The sequence below is a fragment of the Flavobacterium aquatile LMG 4008 = ATCC 11947 genome (assembly GCF_000757385.1).
GTDB classification, from domain to species: Bacteria; Bacteroidota; Bacteroidia; order Flavobacteriales; family Flavobacteriaceae; genus Flavobacterium; species Flavobacterium aquatile.
On sequence record NZ_JRHH01000005.1, the window covers coordinates 138,128 to 159,079 of the forward strand.

The following is a 20,952-nucleotide window of genomic DNA, read 5'->3' on the forward strand; positions in this document are numbered from 1 at the left end:
CTTGTTTTGAAGAAAATAGCAATTATTTTATTGGTTTTAGTTTCATTAGTTTCTTGTAAAAAAGCACAAGAGGAATATGTTATTGAAGATATTGAACCCTACAAACCAGTAGTGGATTTCGGATTTAACTATGATGATTTTAATGTGCATTATGACACAATTGGACATCAAGATACTTTTGAAAGGATTTTAAAAAAGCAAAATCTCAACGGTAAAAAAGCTGCCGAAATTATTAAAATAGTTAAAGATTCTTTTCCAACAAGCGTTCGTTTTAAAAGGCCTTACGTAGCTCTACGGTCTAAAGACAAGTACAATAAATTGCAATATTTAATTTACCAACCCAACAGATTAGAATATCACATGGTAGATTTAACTGATTCTATCATTGGATATAAAAAATCAAGACCTCTTACTTTTAAAATTAGAACTGTCGCTGGTGAAATTTCAGGTTCGTTGGCAGCAACGTTAAAGAAGGAAAATGTCGATGCAGCATTGGCAAAGAAATTGATGAAAGTTTATGCTTGGTCTATCGATTTCTTCAAACTTAGAAAAGGTGATAAATATGCCATAAGTTTCACCGAAAGATACATTAATGACACTTTATATGATGGAATTGATAGTTTGAGATCGGCTTTTTTCGAGTATAAAGGCGAAAAATTATATGCGTTTCCATTCCAACAAGAACGCAATAGTAAAACTGATTATTACAATGAAAACGGAAAAGCATTAAAAAACTACTTTCTAAAAGCGCCATTAAAATTTATAAATATTACCTCGAAATTTACTAAAAATAGATTTCATCCAGTGCAATTAAGATGGAAACCTCATAATGGTACTGATTATGCAGCGCCAACTGGAACGCCAATTATGACAACAGCAACTGGAGTTGTAGAACAAGCCGGGTATACTGCAGGAAACGGAAACTTTGTTAAAATAAAACACGATAAAACCTATTCTACTCAATACCTTCACATGTCTAAAATCCTTGTGCGTCGCGGTCAAAGAGTGAAGCAAGGCGATGTTATTGGAAAAGTAGGAAGTACAGGTTTGGCATCGGGACCACACGTATGCTATCGTTTCTGGAAAAATGGCGTGCAGGTTGATGCACTTCGATTAAAATTGCCCAATTCGCAACCTATGGAAGGAAGAAATTTACCACGATTTAAAGAGCAAATTCGTCCATTAAAACGTGAGTTAGACAGTGTTGCTGATATTAAATTTAAATAAGTTGTCTTAAACTTGTTAATTTTAAACTTGTTCTCCAACTACAACGTTTAAGTAACTTTTTATATTCTAAAATCAAGGAATCGAACGTAATTTCTACATTCTTTTGATTAATTTTGTGGCTCAAAATTTAAAAAAATGGCCTTACAAAATACAAATCCTACTGAAACTAGTGCATGGAATAAACTGAAAATTCACTTTTCGTCAATGCAAAGCAATTCGATAAAGGAAATGTTTCAGCATGATACTAAAAGAGCAGAAAAATTTCACATTCAATGGGATGACTTTTTAGTAGATTATTCAAAAAATAACATTACTCAAGAAACAATAGATTTACTTTTGCAATTAGCAGAAGAAGTAAATCTTGAAGATGCAATTTCTAAATACTTTGATGGTGATGCCATTAATCAAACGGAAAGTCGCGCTGTGCTTCACACTGCTTTACGTGCTCCAGAATCGGCAACTATTTTAGTCAACGGTAAAAATGTAATGCCTGAGATTTATGAAGTCAAAAATAAAATCAAAGCTTTTTCAAATCAAATAATTTCTGGAGAATTAAAAGGATTTACAGGGAAACCATTCACAGATATCGTAAATATTGGTATTGGTGGTTCCGATTTGGGTCCGGCAATGGTCGTTGAAGCGTTGCAATATTATAAAAATCATTTAAACGTTCACTTTGTTTCTAACATTGATGGCGATCATGTAAATGAAGTTATAAAAAAAATAAATCCTGAAACCACACTTTTTGTAATTGTTTCAAAAACGTTTACAACGCAAGAAACATTAACCAATTCTGAAACTATTAGAACTTGGTTTTTAAAATCGGCAAAACAAGAAGATGTTGCTAAACACTTTGTAGCAGTTTCTACAAATATTAAAAAAGTAACCGAATTCGGAATTGATTCTAACAATATTTTTCCAATGTGGGATTGGGTTGGCGGACGATTTTCACTTTGGTCTGCGGTTGGTTTATCAGTTAGTTTAGCTGTTGGGTTTGATAATTTTGATAAATTATTAAAAGGTGCTAATCAAATGGATAACCATTTTGAAAATGAAACATTCGATAAAAATATTCCAGTAATTCTAGCTTTACTAAGTGTTTGGTACAATAATTTCTTTGGCGCTGAAAGCGAAGCCTTAATTCCGTATACACAATATTTGCAAAAATTAGCTCCTTATTTGCAACAAGGAATCATGGAAAGTAATGGTAAAAGTATAGGTCGCGACGGAAAACCAGTAAATTATCAAACTGGAACTATTATTTGGGGTGAACCAGGAACCAATTCGCAACACGCTTTTTTTCAATTAATTCATCAAGGAACAAAATTAATTCCAACCGATTTTATTGGATATATAAAACCATTATATGGTAACGAGGACCATCATAATAAATTAATGTCTAACTTTTTTGCTCAAACTGAAGCATTATTAAACGGAAAAACTGGAGAACAAGTAGAATCAGAATTTGAAAAACAAGGAGTTCCATCTGAAAAAGCCGATTATTTATTGCCTTTCAAAGTTTTTACAGGAAACAAACCAACCAATACAATTTTAATAGAAAAATTAACACCAGAAACTCTTGGTTCTTTAATAGCATTATACGAACATAAAATTTTCGTTCAAGGTATTATTTGGAACATTTTTAGTTACGATCAGTGGGGTGTCGAATTAGGGAAGCAATTAGCAAATTCAATTTTAGAAGAAATTAATTCTAAAGAAGTTAGCAGTCATGATTCCTCTACAAATTTTCTTTTAAACCATTATCTTACAAGAAAATAGAATAACTTCTGCAAATAAAAAGACTTCGTTTTTTCTGTTAAAATGAAGTTTTTTTATTTTTTTAGCCAATTATTTAATGATAATTTAATAAAACGGTAACATCTTGTGTTTGAATAGGAATTCTTCAATAAAAAATGGTTTCTTAACTTTTTCTTAACGTTGCATGGCAATAAAAGTTGGAATTTTGTCAAAAATTTTAACACTCAAAAACATGAAAAATTTTAAGGGCAATTTATTTTCAATTTTACTTCTTATGATGACATCTATTGTGTTCTCACAAGGAAAAATTAGAGGTACTGTTGTAGATAATGAATTAAAAGGTTCTTTACCAGGAGTAAATGTAGTTGTAAAAGGTTCGTCAACTGGCGCTTCTACTGATATTGATGGTAAATTTATAGTAACTACTACACAAACTACAGGACAAGTTGTTGTTTCTTTTATAGGATACAAATCAATGACTGTAAACTTCTCTGTAAAAAACGGTGAAACTGTAGATTTAGGAACAATTACTTTAACGGCAGATTCTAACGAATTGGATGAAGTAGTAGTAAGAAGTAGCGTTATTGACGTTGCCAAAGACAGAAAAACTCCTGTAGCCGTTTCAACTATTAGAGCTTCAGAAATTCAACAAAAATTAGGAAATTTAGAGTTTCCAGAAATTTTAGCAAACACTCCTTCAGTTTATGCGACTAAATCTGGTGGTGGTTTTGGTGATTCAAGAATTAATATTCGTGGATTTGCACAAGAGAATATCGCGGTAATGATCAATGGTGTTCCTGTAAACGATATGGAAAACAGTCGTGTTTTTTGGAGCAACTGGGCTGGTTTATCAGATGTAACTTCTGCTATGCAAGTACAAAGAGGTCTAGGTTCTTCTAAGTTAGCTATTTCTTCTGTAGGAGGAACAATTAACATTATTACTAGAACTGCAGATATGAAAGAAGGTGGGCAAATTTCTGTTGGTCTTGCAAATGACGATTACTTAAAAACGCAAGCTTCATATTCTACTGGAAAAATGAAAAACGGTTTATCGGCTTCTGTTTTATTTAGCCAAACTCGTGGTGAAGGTTATGTTGATGGAACTGGATTTGAGGCAGGAAATTATTTTGTTGCACTTGGATATGAAATAAATAAAAAGCATGATGTACAATTAACTTTTACTGGTGCTCCACAATTTCACGATCAACGTTCTAATGCACCAACAATAAACCAATATTTAAAATATGGAACTGGTGGTGAGCCAAATATTAAATACAATTCAGATTGGGGTTATTTAAATGGTGAAGAATACAGTTTTAGAACTAATTATTACCACAAACCAGTAGCTTCATTAAACTGGGATTGGAAAATTAACGAAACTACAAAATTATCTACAGTTCTTTACGGATCTTGGGGTCGTGGTGGAGGAACAAATGGTACTGGAGCACTAAGAGGAAATCGTTTTTTTAGCGATAACTTAAGAAAACCAGACGGAACTATTAATGTTGATTTAATTCAAGCATGGAACTCAGGACAACAAGTAACTGTAATCCCAGGAACAGGAGCGCAAGTACCAGGAAGCTACACTAGAGCTCAGATTGGTGGATTGTATCAAAATTCAAGTTCTTCTTCGAACAATGCAACTAATGGTATTACTCAAATATCATCAATTAATTCTCACAACTGGTATGGTGGTGTAATGAATTTAAACAAAAAATTATCGCAAGAATTAACTTTAGACTTTGGTATAGACGCAAGAACTTACAGAGGAATTCACTTCCAAAACGTGAATGATTTACTTGGTGCTGATGGTTATGCTGATAACACAGACGTAAATAATCCGGGTAGATTTGTGAATTTTGAATATGCTGCTGAACCAAATGGAAACCCATTTTATAATACAGACTACCAACAAAAGATAAACTATAACAATGATGGTGTTGTTAGTTGGTATGGTGCTTTTACACAATTGGAGTACTCTAGAAAGAACTTAACAGCTTACATCCAAGGTGCAATTTCTCAACAAGGATTTAAAAGAGAAGATTATTTTAAATATTTAACAACTGATCCTTTATACTCTACAGATTTTGAAAATATTCTTGGAGGAAACGTAAAAGGTGGTGTTAACTACAACATCAATAAAAATCATAACGTATTTGCAAATGCAGGTTATTATTCTAAACAACCATTTTTTAATGCAGTTTACATAAACAATGCATCTGTTGTTAATGAGAATTTAACTAATGAAAAAATACTTGGTTTTGAAGCAGGTTACGGATTCCGTTCTTCTAAATTTAATGCTAACTTAAACTTCTACAGAACTTCTTGGAAAGATAGATTCTTAAGAATTACAGCTAATATTGATGAAGACTTAAACAATGCGACACCAACAATTCCTGGTTCAGCATTTTTATCTGGAATTGAGCAAGTTCATACTGGTTTCGAATTAGATTTCACATACAAGCCAATGAGAATCTTAACAATCAATGGTATGGCTTCTATGGGTAATTGGAAATATGGTAGCGATGTCACTGCAAATTATCAAGACGAAAATAGTCAAGTAATTACAAATCCTTCTGGTGAAGTATTTACAGAAACATTATATTTAGATGGATTAAAAGTTGGTGATGCTGCTCAAACAACTGCAAGTATTGGAGCTTCTTTAGAAGTGGTTAGAAATGTAAAAATTGATGGTAACTATAGATATATTGATAATTTATATGCAAGTATTTCTCCAGAAAATTTTAGAACTGAAGCAGCGAACAAAGCTGGATCACTAGAATTACCTTCATACGGTTTAATGGATGCTGGTTTTTCATATAAAATGATGGTAGGAAAAGATAATACTAATTCAGTTAACTTTAGATTAAACATCAATAACGTATTAGATAAAACATATATTGCAGAATCTAGAACTAATCAATTTGCAGCTACTCAAGCAGAATTTGATGGAAATACCGGAAATGGTTTAATCAATCCTTCAGGAAGTCAAACTAGTTCGTCTAATTTCTTAAAAGGTAATGGTCCAACTCAATATGCAACTTATCAAGATTATCAAAACAGAGGAGTTTATGATGGTGTTGACACAAGAAATCAGGTTTTCTTCGGATTTGGTAGAACTTGGAATTTCACATTAAGCTACAACTTCTAAGATAAACACAAATTAAAAAATAATTTGAAAACGGCATTCTTAACAAAAGGATGCCGTTTTTTTTATTCTTTTTCTTATATTTGTTAAAACAAAAATTAAATTTCCTATGGATTATAACTTCATTCAAAAATTTCATTCGGGTTGGGCCTATTTAGCTCTTTTACTATTAGTTGTAGCTGTTGTTAACTCGCTTATCGGAATGACTTCTAAAAAAGAATTTACTGCAAAAGATAGAAAAATAGCATTATTCGGATTAATCGCAACACATATTCAACTTGTCGTTGGATTAATTTTATACTTCGTTTCTCCTCTTGGAAAAGCCAGTTTAGGAAACATGAAAGATGCCGCTTTACGATTAACTTCATTAGAACATCCACTTATAAATATAATTGCAATAGTTTTAATTACAGTTGGTTGGTCTAGACATAAAAAGTTAGCTACAAGCGAAGCTAAATTCAAATCAATAACTGTATTTTACGGACTAGGATTAGTGCTAATTCTTGCAAGAATTCCGTGGAAATTGTGGTTGTAAAAAAATAAAAAGTAAGTCCTGAAAAGGACTTTTTTTAGCGATTTTAAATTAATTTCAAGTAGGTTAAACTAATTCTACAAAATAAAAACGATTAAGGCATAGTCTTTGTTTTAATGATAATGCAAAAAATTTTAATTATGCAAAAATCAAAATTAAGTATTCTTGTCATGTCAATAATTGCGCTTTTTACATACAGCTTTACTGTAAATAGTGCTATTGAAAAAAAACAAGAACCAAAGAATAAACAAGAAGTAAAAAAGAATCAAGACACGGTTAAAAAATCAAAATTTACAACCGATTTGAATCAACAAATAGACAGTGTAATTGCCTATCAAGGAAAATTCAAACCTTATAAAAAGAACGCTCATGCATCTTATTATGCCGATAGATTTCACAATAAAAGAACGGCAAGCGGTAAGGTCTACAACATGAATAAATTAACTGCTGCTCACAAAAAACTACCCTTTGGAACCATTGTAAAAGTTACAAATGAAACCAATGGTAAATCAGTTTTTGTTGAAATTACAGATCGTGGTCCATTTGTAAAAGGTAGAGAAATTGACCTTTCTAAAAAGGCCTTTTTTGAAATCGCTGGAAACAGAAATTCTGGAAAAGTAAATGTAACGCTCGAAATTTTACAAAAATAATTACCAGTATTTAAAAGGATTCAAACTAATATAAGAATTATAATATCGTTCATCATTGGTTACTTCATTTCCCAACCAATGCGGCTTTTCTATAGATTCGTTTTCGTCTTCAAGTTCGATCTCAGCAATAATTAATCCATTATTATCTCCATGAAATTCATCAATTTCAATGGTATGATTTCCCGATTTTACTTCATATCTCGTTTTTTCAATTACACCTTTCTCGCACAATTTTAAAAGCTGTTTTGCTTCAAAAACATCAATTTCTTTTTCCCATTCAAATCTAGAAATACCACTTTCATTTCCTATTCCTTTTATCGTTAAATAGCCTTTAGTTCCTTTTATTCTAATGCGTACAGTTCGTTCAGGATTAGATGATAAATAACCTTGAGCAATTTCATTTTTTGCAAAATAGTCGTTTTTAAAATCTAAAGATGTAACTAAATATTTACGTTCTATTTCAATCATTTTTTATAAAAATTTGATGTTATTTTAGGAGCAAGTTAGTACAATTCTAACTTTGAAATTGTATTTTTACAATATTAATAAAATCTCTAAATGAATTTACGCCATAAATTTAAAGTTCCCATGTCGCTTGAAAAGTTATTTGATAATTATTTTTCAAATAATGCTATTCCGTCTGGTGATGAACTTTACTTTTTGGTAGACTTAATTCATTTGTTCAGACCAAAACATCCAAAAAAAGTTGCTGTTGTTTCTATTTCAAAATTACTTCTTTTTCTAGAACAAAATCCCAATCAGAAACTACTTTTTCAACATTACATTTACAATTTATTACAAAATAGAAAATTTAGTAATTTCCTTTCGGATGCAGGAATTCTTCAAAATCCAGAATTTATTTATGAAGTTAAAAAGCGAATTATTGCCAAATTTTTACCTTTTCAGCCACAAAGTGATACGTTAGAATTCGTTTTAAATCAGGTCTTTTACCGAAGTTCCGATACTATTTGGATTAATAAAATACCATTAATAGAACTTGACACATTATTTGATTTATTATTCTTCACCGATTTACATTCGTCTGTAGCAGAAAAATCGCCTTTGTCTGAATTAATGAATACCATTGGATTGCTTTCGCAAAGAATGAGCGGTCGTGCCATGGATACCGAAGTTCTTATGATGACGCCCGAGTACGAAGGACTTGAAAGTCCGTTTGTAGCATTTGAAAATGAATTACATGCCATTTTTTCAGACATAAAGTTGGGTGAAGCACATCACATAAATTCTGACGATGAACATTATAAACAAGTTTTAGTGCTACACAAACAGTGCGAAGAATATGTTGACAAAGCTTTTAGCAACAGCTCTAAATTTGGAATTTCAATAAGAGTAAATCAAAGTTTGTTGCGAATTAGACAACAATTACATCGACTTAAAATTTTGATACCACTTTTGGTTGTAAATAATATAAACGATAGACGAAGTAATTCTATTCAGTTGGCATTAAAACTAATAAAATTCAATTGTTATAAAAATAACGTCCGACAATTAATAGGCGAAAGCACGCAACTATTATCCTATGAGATAACGCAACATACTGCAAAAACAGGCGAACATTATATTACAGAATCTAAAAGCGAATATTTCTCTATGCTTAAAGCGTCGTCTGGTGGCGGATTGATCGTTGGAATTCTGTGTGTAATTAAATTGCTATTGTCATCGGTTGAAACTAGTAATTTTAATCACGCCGTTTTATACAGTTTAAATTATGCGCTCGGCTTTATTGCTATTTATTTACTTGGATTTACATTAGCGACAAAACAGCCAGCAATGACTGCCGCAACAATAACTTCGGCATTAGAATCTGGGATGAAAAAAAGAAATAAACATGAACACAAACACATTTCATTTGCACGATTATTTGCACGGTTGTTTCGTTCGCAATTTATCGCTTTCATTGGAAATGTTTTTATCGCTTTTCCGGTTTCTATGTTGATAATTTGGTTAGTTGATATCACTTTCGATGTAAACATTGCTTTCGTAAAATCGGGTAAATTATTAAATGATTTAAATCCAATTAGTTCTGCTGCGATTTTTCATGCTTCAATTGCTGGAGTATTCCTCTTTTTATCCGGAATTATTTCTGGAAATGTTTCTAATAAAAGTAAGCATAATCAATTGTTTTATAGAATTCAGGAACATCCAATTCTTAAAATGAGTTTTGGCAAAAAGAAAACCACTGCAATCGCCAATTGGTTCGAAAGAAATTGGGCTGGAGTTGTTTCCAACGGTTGGTTTGGAGTTTTTCTTGGAAGTACGGCTTCTTTGGGATTGTTTCTCGGATTAAATTTAGACATTCGACACATTACTTTTGCCAGCGGAAACTTTGCTTTAGGATTATACGGTCAGAACTTTTTCGTTACCGGATGGACAATTTTCTGGGCCATTCTTGGCATCGGAATTATTGGATTTATGAATTTTATAGTTAGTTTTTTATTATCTTTAGGTTTGGCTTTTAGATCTAGAAATATTCCAATATCGGAGTTTGCATTACTTACAAAATCAATTTGGTTCTATTTTAAGTCACATCCAACATCATTTTTCTTTCCTGTTAAAGACAAGTAATTGCATTATGGAAACCGAGGTTGTTTATCGAAAAATAATTCATGTAGATATGGATGCTTTTTATGCTTCGGTTGAGCAAATGGACAATCCTGAACTTAAAGGAAAGCCACTTGCGGTTGGCGGAAGTGAAATTCGTGGAGTAGTTTCTGCAGCAAGTTATGAAGCTCGAAAATTTGGCGTAAGAAGTGCGATGAGCGGTGTTCAAGCAGCAAAAAATTGTCCCGATTTGATATTTGTCCGACCAAGATTTGATCGCTACAAGGAAATTTCGAAACAAATTAGAAAAATATTCCTCGATTACACCGATTTAGTTGAACCACTTTCGCTCGATGAAGCCTATCTTGATGTAACTCAAAACAAAAAAGGAAATCCGAGTGCGACTTTAATCGCTCAAGAAATCAGACAACGAATTTTTAATGAAGTTGGATTAACAGCATCGGCTGGAATTTCGGTCAATAAATTTGTTGCCAAAATTGCCTCTGATTATAACAAACCCAACGGACAAAAAACAGTTAATCCTAACGAAGTTGAAGCTTTTTTAGAACAATTAGACATCAAAAAATTCTACGGAATTGGAAAAGTTACCAAAGAGAAAATGTACCAACACGGCATTTTCACTGGAAAAGATTTGAAATCAAAAACTAAAGAATATCTAGAACAACATTTTGGAAAAAGTGGCGGATTTTACTACAATATCGTTCGAGGAAATCATTACAGCGAAGTAAAACCTAATAGAGTTTCTAAATCGGTTGCGGCCGAACATACGTTTAACGAAAATTTGACGTCCGAAATTTTTATGTTAGACAAACTAGAACGAATAGCATCGGAACTTGAAAACAGATTAAAACGCTACAATATATCTGGGAAAACGGTTACTTTAAAAATAAAATACAGCGATTTTACAACCCAAACTAGAAGTAAAACCTTGCCGTATTTCATTGCCGATAAAGGACTGCTGTTTGAAACTGCAAAAGAATTATTGTATCAAGAACGAATGAAAGAATCGGTTAGACTTTTAGGTATTTCCTTAAATAATTTAAATACTGAAGTCAAGAAAACAGTGGTTGTGCAATTGCGATTTGAGTTTTAATCACTTCAACAAAAGTTAAACTTTAGCTGTAAATGAAACACTTAGAGAAATCCTTATATATTTGCTTCAAATTTTAGAATTATGGAATTTAAAGAATATGAAAAGGCAATTGCAAGATATCATAACAATATGACTTTGATGAGTTTACCATTAAACTCTTGGAGTTTTTACACTTCATTTTTTGGTAAAATTAGAAATTCGGTTGGTGATACAAGTTTATTAGAAACGATAGTCGCACAAAATAAATGGAAAACTACTTGGTCTTTTAACGAACAATTGCAAGACGATACGGTAATTGTTGTTACAGATGCCAATTTAAAAATAGTTTTCGCTTCAAAAAATATTATAGAAATGAACGGTTATGTTCCCGAAGAAGTTATTGGAAATTCACCAAAAATGTTCCAAGGAAAACTTACTAACGATAAGATTTCAAGAGAAATTAGTATTGCAGTTAAAGAACAAAAACCATTTGATAAAGTAATTATTAATTATTGTAAAGACGGTTCTATCTACAAATGTCACATTAAAGGTTATCCTGTCTTTAACACAAAAGGCAAACTGACTAACTTCATAGCATTTGAGAAAATCGCTGCTTAAAAGAAGTTTAAAATACCAAAAATAATCATTGACTTATTGGGTTAAATTATTTTTGTTAATCTATATTTAGGTTGCCATTGCAGTGGCAACCTTTTTTCAAGGAAATACTGTATTTGATATTGTAGCACCATTAAAATCAAATCTTCCATCCTTTATTTCAATTATATCATTGCTGTCAGAAGAATTTTTTAAAGTACAATTAAAGGTTCCAGAAACAATAAGTTTAACATTCGGTACTAATTCATAATTAATTATGTTTAATACACCAGAGTTTTCCATTGAACGATAATATTGATAACTATTAGTTTCTACATTAAATATTCTGCAATGTATATAAGTATGATTAAACCCATCTATATTGCTTGAACCATTGGATGCATTTATGGTATAATTATTTACTCCATTTTGATTTAAATTTTGAATATGCAAAAGTAAACTTGCAGTTCTATTACTTTTGTAATCTTTAACTTGAATTTCTGTATATTCCTGATTACCAGTTGGGTCTCCGTAAATTGTCACAGCATTATCACTTCCTCCAAAAGTACCAGTTCCGTCTCTTGGTATTAGCAGGTTGTCGTTTATACAACATCCAAAAGTGTTTGCTCCTGTTGTGGTAACAGCAGGAAGACTGTCTTGGCAAGAACTTCCTTTTTCATCATTAGAGCATGATGTGAGAAATTGCACCATAAGTGCTAAAAATAAAATTTGCTTTTTCATGTGTGTTTATTTATTATTTTAATTTGGACTAGTTGGACTCAAAGGAACGTTTATTTTTGGATTAGCAATATAACTGACAACTAATACAGTTAATAACATCGCAGAAGTAAAAACAATAGTTTGCACAACTGAAAACTCCCTTACTTTTAATTTATCAATTTCTGAATTTTTAATATTCATTTCACTTTTTCCAATTTTAAAAGTACTTATTGAATCATTAAAACTAATTAGCCTTCCTTTGTAATATTTGTTACCTAATTTAACTTTATGAATTTTTCCAATTTTTTTGGAAGTTAACTCTTTATCAATTGTTTTATAACTAAAACAGCTTTGAAGTAAGAATGAAACTAAGATAACTAATGCTGTTAATTTTTTCATATTTATTAATTACTTGTTTTTTTCAATTTTAAATCCAAATCAAATGTAGCTTAACCGCAAAAACAAACGTCCTAAATTATCTAATTTAAAGAATTTAGGACGTATTTGTAAAATTTAGGACTTTTTTTATCAACTATTTTGTTTTCTAAAATCGGTTGGAGTTGTATTGGTAAACTTTTTAAAAGCTAGATAAAATGTTGATTTAGAATTAAAACCACATTCTAAACCTATCGATAAAATGGTATATTCTTTAAAATCTATTGAAACAAGAAGATGTTTGGCTTTTTCAACTCTCAGAGAATTAATATAGTCTGAAAAACTAAAACCGCTTTCATCATTTATAGTTTTAGAGAGTGAACTAACACTAATTTTGAGTTCGCTACTTAATAACTCTAAACTATAATTAGGATTTAGATAATTCTTATTATTCTCAATATGATTTTTAATAATTTGAAATTTACTTGACTTACTATTCGTTTTTAATTCTTCATCTATGTTATTTAGCTCATTAGAAATGGCTTCTCTTAATTTTATTCTTTCATACATCAAAGAATAATTAAAAACTCCTTGATAACCCAGCCAAAACAATAATAAAGAACTACTTAAACGCAACGGATAATAAATGAAAATTTGTGGATTTAATACTTCATCAATATTAAAAACTATTGCTCCAATCCAGGTCATTAAAATTAAACTTCCTAGAAAGAGAAACTTCTTCAACCATTTTACGTTATCATAACTGGCTGTGTAGGAATATAATTTTGTTTTATTGAATAGTAATTGAATTGATTTCACAAATAGAAATAATGAAAATAGGGCATTAAAAATTTCTTCTATTTGTGAATACTTTGCCACAATGTAGCAATCGTCTATTTCATAATACAATTTAAAAAAAACTATGCGGTTTATAAGTTCTACTAAAAATAGTGCTGTTGAAAAAGCTACAAAAGAAGTAATTTTCCTTTCAACGTTTAGATAATAGGATATAAAGGTGTAAAAAGCTGGAACAATCAACGCATAAAAAGGCAAAAGCATGTTCCTAATAAAGAAATTTGCTTCTTGAAAAAAATTGTCAATTAATACAATTTGGAGATTGTTAAGCGTAAAAAATAAAACTACTAAATTCAAATAAACAATAGAATTATCTTTAGCTCTTTTAGATTGCAAAGTTGTAATAATGAATATAAATCCGATTATTACGCTTGCAATCATAAAGTAATTAAAGACTTCCTTTACCATTTTTATAAATTTGTAGGTAAATATATATAATTAAACAAAAAGCTTCGGCAATTAATTAGTTTTTCTGTTTGTTAAAAGTTTTTATTGTGACGCTAAATCAGCAGACATTTTTAGTCCACTTTATAGCATTCGAGAAAATCGCTGCTTAAAACAGTTTTAAAACATAAAAAAAGGTGTCAAGTAATTAAATTTGACACCTTTTCTATTTTATAAAATCTTGATTAATCTCTACTTGAAAGTTTAGATAACAATCGTAAGAATTCAATGTATAACCAAACTAGAGTTACCATCAATCCCATGGCACCAAACCATTCCATGTATTTTGGCATGCGTTCTTGTGCACCTTTTTCAATTTGATCAAAATCTAAAAATAAATTTAAAGCTGCAATTACTATCACAAAAACACTAATTCCGATACTCATCATAGAATTGCCATAATGAACAGGTTGAAAGCTTGTAAACATTGTTAGCAACCACGAAATCAAATAATAAACTCCAATCGCCAACGTTGCTGCAATAACTACCGATTTGAATTTTTCAGTAACTTGAACAATTTTATATTTGTACAAAGCAAAGCAAACTACGAAGGTTACAAATGTTCCACCAACCGCTTGAATTACAATTCCTGGATACATCGCTTCAAAAATAGCCGATATTCCTCCAATAAATAATCCTTCAAAAAGTGCGTAAGCTGGCGCTAAATAAGTAGAAAGTTGTGGTTTAAATGATGCAACAACAACTAAAATCAAACCAATTATTGCTCCGCCAATAGTTAAAAGCATCGGATTGTATCCGTTGAAAGCTAAATTCCAAGTTACTAATGCCGTTGCAACTAATAACAACAACAATATAAAACTTTTGTTTATAGTTCCAGAAACCGTCATGGTGTCATTGTAATCAATAACTACAGACGAATGATCATTCGCTGCAGAAGTGTTGGTAAAACCTTTAGATTTAAAAAAGGGATTTTTTGATTCCATAAATAATAATTTTAGTTTATCAAAGATACTTTTAGTTTTGAAATGAAAAAAGGATTACTAAAATATTTAACTATTTGACACCTTTTTTATGTGTGATTAAAGAAAATGTTTTTCAATTTGTTATAAGTTAATTAGTCATAAAACTTTAACATCAGCTAACCTATTCATAACCAACCATTTTTCTTACATTTATCAAATAAAATTGCATTTACTAAAATTCATTTGCTATGAAAAAACTACTTCTACTACTACTCACAACATTTTCACTAAGCTGTTGCAATAAAGACGACGACAACCCACAAACGCTACCACCAGCTACACAAACTGGAGCAGGCACATTTGCCTGCTATGTAAACGGTAAACCTTTTATAGACAACAGCGGTGGATTTTTTAACTGTTTTTACCAATTGGTTGATGGTGAATATTACTTTAGCATCGGTGGAAATGATGAGGACATTTTACCTCAAAATATTTACATACAAACCCAAAAGAGAACTATCTCAGAAGGAGAGACTTTAATTTTTAATGAAATTGCTGATGGCAATGCAAATGCTGGTGCGGGATTCACACTATCGATTACAGAAAATTATCAATCCTATACTAACACAATTTACTCAGGCCAACTAATTATAACAAAGTTAGATTTTGCAGACAACATTGTTTCAGGAACATTTTCATTTGACATTTTGCATCCTGTAACTGGCGAAATAATACAAATTCGTGATGGAAGATTCGATACAATTTTTACCCAATAACAAACAACTAAATCTAAAAAATAAAAAAGGATTACTAAAATATTTAACTATTTTAATAATCCTTAATTTGTATAGTATTTGAAATTATTCTATTTCAGTAATTCTTAATGTGTTTACCATTCCTTTGTCAACTACTGGCATTGCTGCAAGATTGATAAGAATGTCACCTTTTTTCACATAACCGTTTTGCTTTGCAATTTCGTTAATGTCTTCTACAGTGTCGTCTGTACTTACAAATTTGTCGTAGAAGAAAGCATTTACACCCCAAAGTAAATTCAGTTGCGTTAAAATTCTTTTATTAGAAGTATAAACCAAAATATGTGCCGATGGACGCCAAGCCGAAATTTGAAACGCTGTATAACCACTATTGGTTAAAGTAGAAATAGCTTTGGCTTTAATATCATTGGCCATTGTCGCTGCGTGATAACAAATAGATTTTGTAATAAATCGTTTTGTTCTAACGTGAGGCGGATTTTGTGGCACTTGAATAAGCGGAGAATCTTCAACTGCTTCAATAATTTGTGTCATTTTCTCAATTACTTGAACAGGATAATTTCCAACAGAAGTTTCTCCAGACAACATCACAGCATCGGCACCATCCATTACCGAGTTGGCAACGTCATTTACTTCGGCACGTGTTGGAGTCAAACTAGTAATCATCGTTTCCATCATTTGTGTCGCCACAATTACAGGAATTCTTGCTGTTTTAGCTCTGTGAATTAATTTCTTTTGAATTAACGGAACTTCGTGCGCCGGAATTTCAACTCCTAAATCGCCACGAGCAACCATCAGACCATCGCAAAAAGCAACAATTTTATCTATATTTTCAACTGCTTCTGGTTTTTCAATTTTAGCAATAATTGGAATTTTATGTTCAGAATGTTTAGCAATTAAATCTTGTAATTCTTCTAAATCGGCTGGAGTTCTTACGAATGAAAGCGCAATCCAATCTACTTTTTGTTCAATAGCAAAAATAGCATCTTTAATATCTTTCTTTGTCAATGCCGGAAGCGAAACCTTAGTATTTGGTAAGTTTACACCTTTTTTAGATTTTAATGGTCCGCCTTGAATAACTTTACAAACAACTTCTGTTGTTCCGTTAGTTTCAAGAGCTTCAAACATTAATTTACCATCGTCAAGAAGGATTTTTTCACCCGGTTTTACATCTCTTGGAAATTCAAGATAGTTCATGTAAACGCGGTCTTTTGTTCCAGGAACATCTTCGGCAGTTTGGAAAGTAATAATATCGCCAGGATTTACAACAACATCTTCTTTCATAACTCCAACACGAAGTTTCGGACCTTGTAAATCTCCAAGAATGGCTGTTGTATAACCATATTCTTGATTTAATTCTCTGATGATATCGATTCGCTCTTTTACGTCTGTATAGTCTGCATGAGAAAAATTAATACGGAATACATTTACTCCTGCATCAATCATGTCTATAATTACTTCTTTCGAACTACAAGCTGGACCTAGTGTGGCTACAATTTTAGTCTTTTTTCTTGTTGACATTTTTATTAAAAAATTAAATTATTTTTCGATTTTATAGTTTCCTTATCTACGTTATAAACCATGTTTATACTATCGATAGCGTTTATTTTAGATACAATTTCTGAGACATTAATTTCGTTGGCTGCATTTTCAATTTTTAAGAAAAAATCTACTTTTTTAAATTCAGATAGTAAATAAGCCGAAGAAGAGAAAGAGTTTTTAGTATTCGAAAATAAATCTTGAATCGTATTGTTTTCAGTGCCAACTACTTCGTTTTTATTTTGAATCAAATCCCAATTGATGACTTTTTTTTCGTCTTCAAATGTAAATCGGGCAAAAGATGTTTTTCCTTTCTTTACTTGAAACTGAATATCGACGTTACTTTTACTCAAACAAATTTCTAAATCTCGATTTAAAAAATAGGCCAAACGATAATCTTCCAATGAAGTGTGAATGGCGATTATATGATAATCAACCTCTTCGAAATCTTCAATATATACTTTATGATATACTTTTTGAACTGTCATTTATCGCTAAAATAAGTTGTAAAGATAAGATTTATAAAAAACAAAACACCAAACAAATATTAGATTAACGTTATTTTACTAACGAAAACGTTGTAGTTTTTTAAGAATTTGAATTAAATTTTGTTAATTTTTTCTTGAAATGCAAAATAGGCTCTTTTTGAAGCAATTTCTTCAGCTTTCTTTTTGGATGTTGCTCTCGATTTTGCAACCACTTTGTCATCAATACTTAATTTTACACCAAAATATTTTTGACCATCGTTTCCGTTATCATCAAAAATATCAAAATGAAATAATTTTTTCTCTTTTTGACACCATTCAATAACCAAACTTTTATAACTGATTACTTTTCCTTCCAATCGCGCAATATCAACGTAAGGAATGATTACTTTTTGATAAATAAATTGCTCACAACCTACATATCCTTTGTCAAGGAAAATAGCACCAACCAGAGCTTCAAAAATATTTCCGTGGATGTTTTCACCAAAATGTGATGGCGGTACTTTACTTTCAACTAAATCAATTAAATGCAAATCTCTACCCAATTCGTTTAAATGTTCCCGACTAACAATTTTAGAACGCATTTTGGTTAAATAACCTTCGTCACCAAGTGGTGCTTCTTTATACAAATGCGCTGCAATCACAGAACTCAACATAGAATCGCCTAAAAACTCTAAACGTTCATAATTTAAAGGATTTCCTTTATCATCGGTTTTATTTGAAGAACGATGCGTGAAAGCTTTTTCGTAAAATCTTATGTTTACAGGTTTGAAACCTACAATTTTTTCAACAGCAACAAAAAAATTCCCGCCTTCTGTAGGACGGGAATTTTTGCTAAATATTTTTTTAAGTAATCGCATGAAAACTTACTCTTCGAATTTTTTAAATAACACACAAGCATTGTGACCTCCAAATCCAAAAGTGTTACTCATGGCAACTTTGATCTCTCTCTTTTGTGGTTTGTTCAAAGTCAAATTCAATGATGGATCAATATTTTCATCAACAACTGTATGATTAATTGTTGGTGGAACAATACTGTGTTTCATTGCTAAAATAACGGCAATAGCTTCAATCGCACCAGCAGCTCCAAGTAAATGGCCTGTCATAGATTTAGTTGAATTGATATTGATGTTCTTAGCATGATCGCCAAAAACATGACTAATTGCTTTCAATTCGGCAACATCACCAAGTGGCGTTGAAGTTCCGTGAGTATTGATATGATCTACCATTTCTGGTGCCATTCCTGCATCGCGTAACGTATTTTCCATAACTGCAATTACACCAAGTCCTTCTGGATGTGGAGCGGTTAAGTGATAAGCATCAGACGACATTCCGCCACCGCCAATTTCACAATAAATTTTTGCACCACGCGCTTTTGCATGTTCGTATTCTTCTAAAACAATAGCACCCGAACCTTCACCAAGAACAAAACCATCACGAGTTGCATCAAATGGACGCGAAGCCGTTTCTGGACTTTCATTTCTGGTAGATAAAGCATGCATCGAATTAAATCCGCCCATTCCTGCAATAGTTACAGCAGCTTCAGAACCTCCAGTGATAATTACATCACACATTCCTAATCTAATGTAATTAAAAGCATCAATCATAGCATTTGCTGATGATGCACAGGCAGAAACCGTCGTATAATTTGGACCCATATAACCATTTCTCATAGAAATATGAGCTGGAGCAATATCGGCAATCATTTTTGGTATAAAAAACGGATTGAACTTTGGAGTTCCATCGCCTTTGGCATAATACATTACTTCTTCTTGAAAAGTTTCTAATCCGCCAATTCCGGCACCCCAAATTACACCAACTCTGTGTTTATTCACATTGTCATGAGTAATTCCGGCGTCTTTGATAGCTTCGTCACTGGATGCAATAGCATAGTGAGAAAATTTATCTAAACGACGCGATTCTTTACGATCCATGTAATCTTCAATATTGAAGTTTTTTACTTCGCAAGCAAATTTTGTTTTATGCTTTTCAGTATCGTAATATGTTATTGGAGCAGCACCACTTTTGCCACTTATTAAAGCATTCCAATATTCTTCTATTGAATTTCCAATAGGAGTTAATGCTCCAAGACCAGTTACAACAACACGCTTTAATTGCATATAATTTTTTTTAAATATCGTTTAAACAAATAATACCCATATTTCTTTATCCTATTTTGAGCTTAAAGAGACAAGGGTATTTCAATATATTGTGATTGAAATTCAATCAAAAATAGTCTAATTTTTTTAAAAAATAATAAAAACCCGCACACAAATAATGCATACGGGTTGTTTATTTTATTATTTTTTTGCTTCTTCGATGTAAGAAATAGCTTGACCAACAGTAGCAATATTTTCTGCTTGGTCGTCTGGAATTTGAATATCAAATTCTTTTTCGAACTCCATAATAAGCTCAACAGTGTCTAATGAATCTGCTCCTAAATCGTTTGTGAAGCTTGCTTCTGTTACAACTTCATTCTCGTCAACGCCTAATTTGTCTACGATAATCGCTTTAACTCTTGATGCAATGTCTGACATAATCTTTAATTTTAAAATTTAAATTGTTGGCAAAAATAAAAAACTTTATCTTAAAACCACCTTTTAGTTAATAAATGTGACTACGAAATTAAAAAATTTATTTCACAAAGACCTCATTTATATTATTTATTATCATTTATTATTCTTTTTTTTGCGTAATAAAAATTACAGGGTAAATGAAAAAGATAGTAATATTCGCTTCTGGATCGGGTTCTAACGCCGAGAATATCGTATTACATTTCAATAAAAAAGGAAGTGCGAACGTAGTCGGAATCTTTACTAACAATCCTAATGCCAAAGTATTAGAAAGAGCGAAATATTTAAATATACCATCAGAAGTATTCACTAGACAAGAGCTAAACGAAGGTGAAATTTTAGAAAAATTAATCCAATTACAACCCGATTTAATTGTACTTGCAGGATTCTTATTAAAATTTCCAGAACCTATTGTTAAAGCATTTCCTAACAAAATCGTGAATATTCATCCTGCTCTTCTTCCAAATTATGGAGGAAAAGGTATGTATGGTATGAATGTGCATCGAGCCGTTTTCGAAAATAAAGAAAAAGAGACAGGAATAACCATTCATTATGTAAACGAACATTATGATGAGGGTGAATTTATTTTTCAAAAATCGGTAAATATCGAAGATTGTAAATCGGCCGAAGAAATAGCTGAAAGAAATAGCGTTTTAGAACAATTACATTTTCCAGAAATAATCGAAACCCTTTTAACTTAAAAA

20 protein-coding genes are annotated in these 20,952 nt (G+C 31.4%); 10 read left to right on the forward strand and 10 right to left on the reverse strand.

Annotation, left to right across the window (positions count from 1 at the left end; all coding sequences use genetic code 11):
- The first annotated feature begins 6 nt into the window (after positions 1-6).
- The 5 genes from LG45_RS12510 to LG45_RS12530 all read left to right on the forward strand — a co-directional run bounded on the left by LG45_RS12510 (position 7) and on the right by LG45_RS12530 (position 7,315).
- Entirely contained in the window at positions 7-1,227 is a 1,221-nt protein-coding gene (locus tag LG45_RS12510) for a peptidoglycan DD-metalloendopeptidase family protein (protein WP_035127662.1), read from the forward strand.
- 135 nt (positions 1,228-1,362) lie between these two features.
- The gene (gene pgi / locus LG45_RS12515; protein WP_035127664.1) at positions 1,363-3,006 is read left to right on the forward strand and encodes a glucose-6-phosphate isomerase; all 1,644 of its coding nucleotides are present in this window, start codon (positions 1,363-1,365) and stop codon (positions 3,004-3,006) included.
- Positions 3,007-3,217: 211 nt separating this feature from the next.
- On the forward strand, positions 3,218-6,136 hold the full coding sequence (locus tag LG45_RS12520; RefSeq protein WP_035128408.1) for a TonB-dependent receptor: 2,919 nt from the start codon (positions 3,218-3,220) through the stop codon (positions 6,134-6,136).
- A gap of 106 nt (positions 6,137-6,242) precedes the next feature.
- Positions 6,243-6,668, forward strand: a complete 426-nt coding sequence (locus LG45_RS12525; protein WP_035127666.1) for a hypothetical protein — start codon at positions 6,243-6,245, stop codon at positions 6,666-6,668.
- 137 nt (positions 6,669-6,805) lie between these two features.
- Complete coding sequence (locus LG45_RS12530; RefSeq protein ID WP_035128410.1) at positions 6,806-7,315, forward strand: septal ring lytic transglycosylase RlpA family protein; 510 nt, start codon at positions 6,806-6,808, stop codon at positions 7,313-7,315.
- On the opposite strand, the gene LG45_RS12535 is transcribed toward LG45_RS12530, so the two are convergent.
- Complete coding sequence (locus LG45_RS12535) at positions 7,316-7,783, reverse strand: CYTH domain-containing protein (RefSeq protein ID WP_035127668.1); 468 nt, start codon at positions 7,781-7,783, stop codon at positions 7,316-7,318. It lies immediately after the preceding gene.
- A gap of 90 nt (positions 7,784-7,873) precedes the next feature.
- On the opposite strand from LG45_RS12535, the gene LG45_RS12540 reads away from it, so the two are divergent.
- From LG45_RS12540 to LG45_RS12550, 3 genes are all read left to right on the forward strand, one after another.
- Positions 7,874-9,901 carry a recombinase gene (locus tag LG45_RS12540; RefSeq protein WP_035127670.1) on the forward strand — a complete coding sequence of 676 codons (2,028 nt, stop codon included), beginning with the start codon at positions 7,874-7,876 and terminating at the stop codon, positions 9,899-9,901.
- A 7-nt stretch (positions 9,902-9,908) separates the two neighbouring features.
- The gene (gene dinB / locus LG45_RS12545) at positions 9,909-10,991 is read left to right on the forward strand and encodes a DNA polymerase IV (protein WP_035127673.1); all 1,083 of its coding nucleotides are present in this window, start codon (positions 9,909-9,911) and stop codon (positions 10,989-10,991) included.
- Positions 10,992-11,072: 81 nt separating this feature from the next.
- Complete coding sequence (locus LG45_RS12550; protein ID WP_035127676.1) at positions 11,073-11,588, forward strand: PAS domain-containing protein; 516 nt, start codon at positions 11,073-11,075, stop codon at positions 11,586-11,588.
- 96 nt (positions 11,589-11,684) lie between these two features.
- Here the strand turns inward: LG45_RS12550 and LG45_RS12555 are convergent, their stop codons facing one another.
- The 4 genes from LG45_RS12555 to LG45_RS12570 form a co-directional block, all read right to left on the reverse strand.
- Positions 11,685-12,305, reverse strand: a complete 621-nt coding sequence (locus tag LG45_RS12555) for a Riean_0653 family protein (protein WP_035127679.1) — start codon at positions 12,303-12,305, stop codon at positions 11,685-11,687.
- A gap of 18 nt (positions 12,306-12,323) precedes the next feature.
- Positions 12,324-12,683 (reverse strand): hypothetical protein, encoded by a 360-nt coding sequence (locus tag LG45_RS12560; protein WP_035127682.1) that lies wholly within the window; start codon positions 12,681-12,683, stop codon positions 12,324-12,326.
- Positions 12,684-12,812: 129 nt separating this feature from the next.
- On the reverse strand, positions 12,813-13,922 hold the full coding sequence (locus LG45_RS12565) for a helix-turn-helix domain-containing protein (protein ID WP_081932080.1): 1,110 nt from the start codon (positions 13,920-13,922) through the stop codon (positions 12,813-12,815).
- 221 nt (positions 13,923-14,143) lie between these two features.
- Positions 14,144-14,902 (reverse strand): Bax inhibitor-1/YccA family protein, encoded by a 759-nt coding sequence (locus tag LG45_RS12570; protein ID WP_035127687.1) that lies wholly within the window; start codon positions 14,900-14,902, stop codon positions 14,144-14,146.
- Between the two features lie 227 nt (positions 14,903-15,129).
- On the opposite strand from LG45_RS12570, the gene LG45_RS12575 reads away from it, so the two are divergent.
- Positions 15,130-15,657 (forward strand): Riean_0653 family protein, encoded by a 528-nt coding sequence (locus tag LG45_RS12575; RefSeq protein ID WP_035127690.1) that lies wholly within the window; start codon positions 15,130-15,132, stop codon positions 15,655-15,657.
- Positions 15,658-15,741: 84 nt separating this feature from the next.
- On the opposite strand, the gene pyk is transcribed toward LG45_RS12575, so the two are convergent.
- The 5 genes from pyk to LG45_RS12600 all read right to left on the reverse strand — a co-directional run bounded on the left by pyk (position 15,742) and on the right by LG45_RS12600 (position 20,212).
- Entirely contained in the window at positions 15,742-17,172 is a 1,431-nt protein-coding gene (gene pyk, locus LG45_RS12580; protein WP_035127693.1) for a pyruvate kinase, read from the reverse strand.
- 5 nt (positions 17,173-17,177) lie between these two features.
- Complete coding sequence (locus LG45_RS12585) at positions 17,178-17,678, reverse strand: IPExxxVDY family protein (protein WP_035127696.1); 501 nt, start codon at positions 17,676-17,678, stop codon at positions 17,178-17,180.
- A gap of 113 nt (positions 17,679-17,791) precedes the next feature.
- Positions 17,792-18,535 (reverse strand): ribonuclease III family protein, encoded by a 744-nt coding sequence (locus LG45_RS12590; protein WP_035127708.1) that lies wholly within the window; start codon positions 18,533-18,535, stop codon positions 17,792-17,794.
- Positions 18,536-18,541: 6 nt separating this feature from the next.
- The gene (fabF, locus tag LG45_RS12595; RefSeq protein ID WP_035127710.1) at positions 18,542-19,795 is read right to left on the reverse strand and encodes a beta-ketoacyl-ACP synthase II; all 1,254 of its coding nucleotides are present in this window, start codon (positions 19,793-19,795) and stop codon (positions 18,542-18,544) included.
- A gap of 180 nt (positions 19,796-19,975) precedes the next feature.
- On the reverse strand, positions 19,976-20,212 hold the full coding sequence (locus LG45_RS12600; protein WP_007137004.1) for an acyl carrier protein: 237 nt from the start codon (positions 20,210-20,212) through the stop codon (positions 19,976-19,978).
- 176 nt (positions 20,213-20,388) lie between these two features.
- Here LG45_RS12600 and purN point away from each other — a divergent pair, with 176 nt between their 5' ends.
- Entirely contained in the window at positions 20,389-20,949 is a 561-nt protein-coding gene (purN, locus tag LG45_RS12605) for a phosphoribosylglycinamide formyltransferase (protein ID WP_035127713.1), read from the forward strand.
- Positions 20,950-20,952 lie beyond the last annotated feature (3 nt).

What these genes read in the sequence shown, in the direction of transcription:
- pgi (WP_035127664.1), top strand. Translation starts at nt 1,363, where the DNA reads ATGGCCTTACAAAATACAAATCCTACTGAAACTAGTGCATGGAATAAA.
- dinB (WP_035127673.1), top strand. Translation starts at nt 9,909, where the DNA reads ATGGAAACCGAGGTTGTTTATCGAAAAATAATTCATGTAGATATGGAT.
- LG45_RS12590 (WP_035127708.1), bottom strand. Translation starts at nt 18,535, where the DNA reads ATGCGATTACTTAAAAAAATATTTAGCAAAAATTCCCGTCCTACAGAA.
- LG45_RS12555 (WP_035127679.1), bottom strand. Translation starts at nt 12,305, where the DNA reads ATGAAAAAGCAAATTTTATTTTTAGCACTTATGGTGCAATTTCTCACA.
- LG45_RS12540 (WP_035127670.1), top strand. Translation starts at nt 7,874, where the DNA reads ATGAATTTACGCCATAAATTTAAAGTTCCCATGTCGCTTGAAAAGTTA.
- LG45_RS12550 (WP_035127676.1), top strand. Translation starts at nt 11,073, where the DNA reads ATGGAATTTAAAGAATATGAAAAGGCAATTGCAAGATATCATAACAAT.
- pyk (WP_035127693.1), bottom strand. Translation starts at nt 17,172, where the DNA reads ATGTCAACAAGAAAAAAGACTAAAATTGTAGCCACACTAGGTCCAGCT.
- LG45_RS12525 (WP_035127666.1), top strand. Translation starts at nt 6,243, where the DNA reads ATGGATTATAACTTCATTCAAAAATTTCATTCGGGTTGGGCCTATTTA.
- LG45_RS12530 (WP_035128410.1), top strand. Translation starts at nt 6,806, where the DNA reads ATGCAAAAATCAAAATTAAGTATTCTTGTCATGTCAATAATTGCGCTT.
- LG45_RS12570 (WP_035127687.1), bottom strand. Translation starts at nt 14,902, where the DNA reads ATGGAATCAAAAAATCCCTTTTTTAAATCTAAAGGTTTTACCAACACT.
- LG45_RS12535 (WP_035127668.1), bottom strand. Translation starts at nt 7,783, where the DNA reads ATGATTGAAATAGAACGTAAATATTTAGTTACATCTTTAGATTTTAAA.
- fabF (WP_035127710.1), bottom strand. Translation starts at nt 19,795, where the DNA reads ATGCAATTAAAGCGTGTTGTTGTAACTGGTCTTGGAGCATTAACTCCT.
- LG45_RS12520 (WP_035128408.1), top strand. Translation starts at nt 3,218, where the DNA reads ATGAAAAATTTTAAGGGCAATTTATTTTCAATTTTACTTCTTATGATG.
- purN (WP_035127713.1), top strand. Translation starts at nt 20,389, where the DNA reads ATGAAAAAGATAGTAATATTCGCTTCTGGATCGGGTTCTAACGCCGAG.
- LG45_RS12565 (WP_081932080.1), bottom strand. Translation starts at nt 13,922, where the DNA reads ATGGTAAAGGAAGTCTTTAATTACTTTATGATTGCAAGCGTAATAATC.
- LG45_RS12600 (WP_007137004.1), bottom strand. Translation starts at nt 20,212, where the DNA reads ATGTCAGACATTGCATCAAGAGTTAAAGCGATTATCGTAGACAAATTA.
- LG45_RS12575 (WP_035127690.1), top strand. Translation starts at nt 15,130, where the DNA reads ATGAAAAAACTACTTCTACTACTACTCACAACATTTTCACTAAGCTGT.
- LG45_RS12585 (WP_035127696.1), bottom strand. Translation starts at nt 17,678, where the DNA reads ATGACAGTTCAAAAAGTATATCATAAAGTATATATTGAAGATTTCGAA.
- LG45_RS12560 (WP_035127682.1), bottom strand. Translation starts at nt 12,683, where the DNA reads ATGAAAAAATTAACAGCATTAGTTATCTTAGTTTCATTCTTACTTCAA.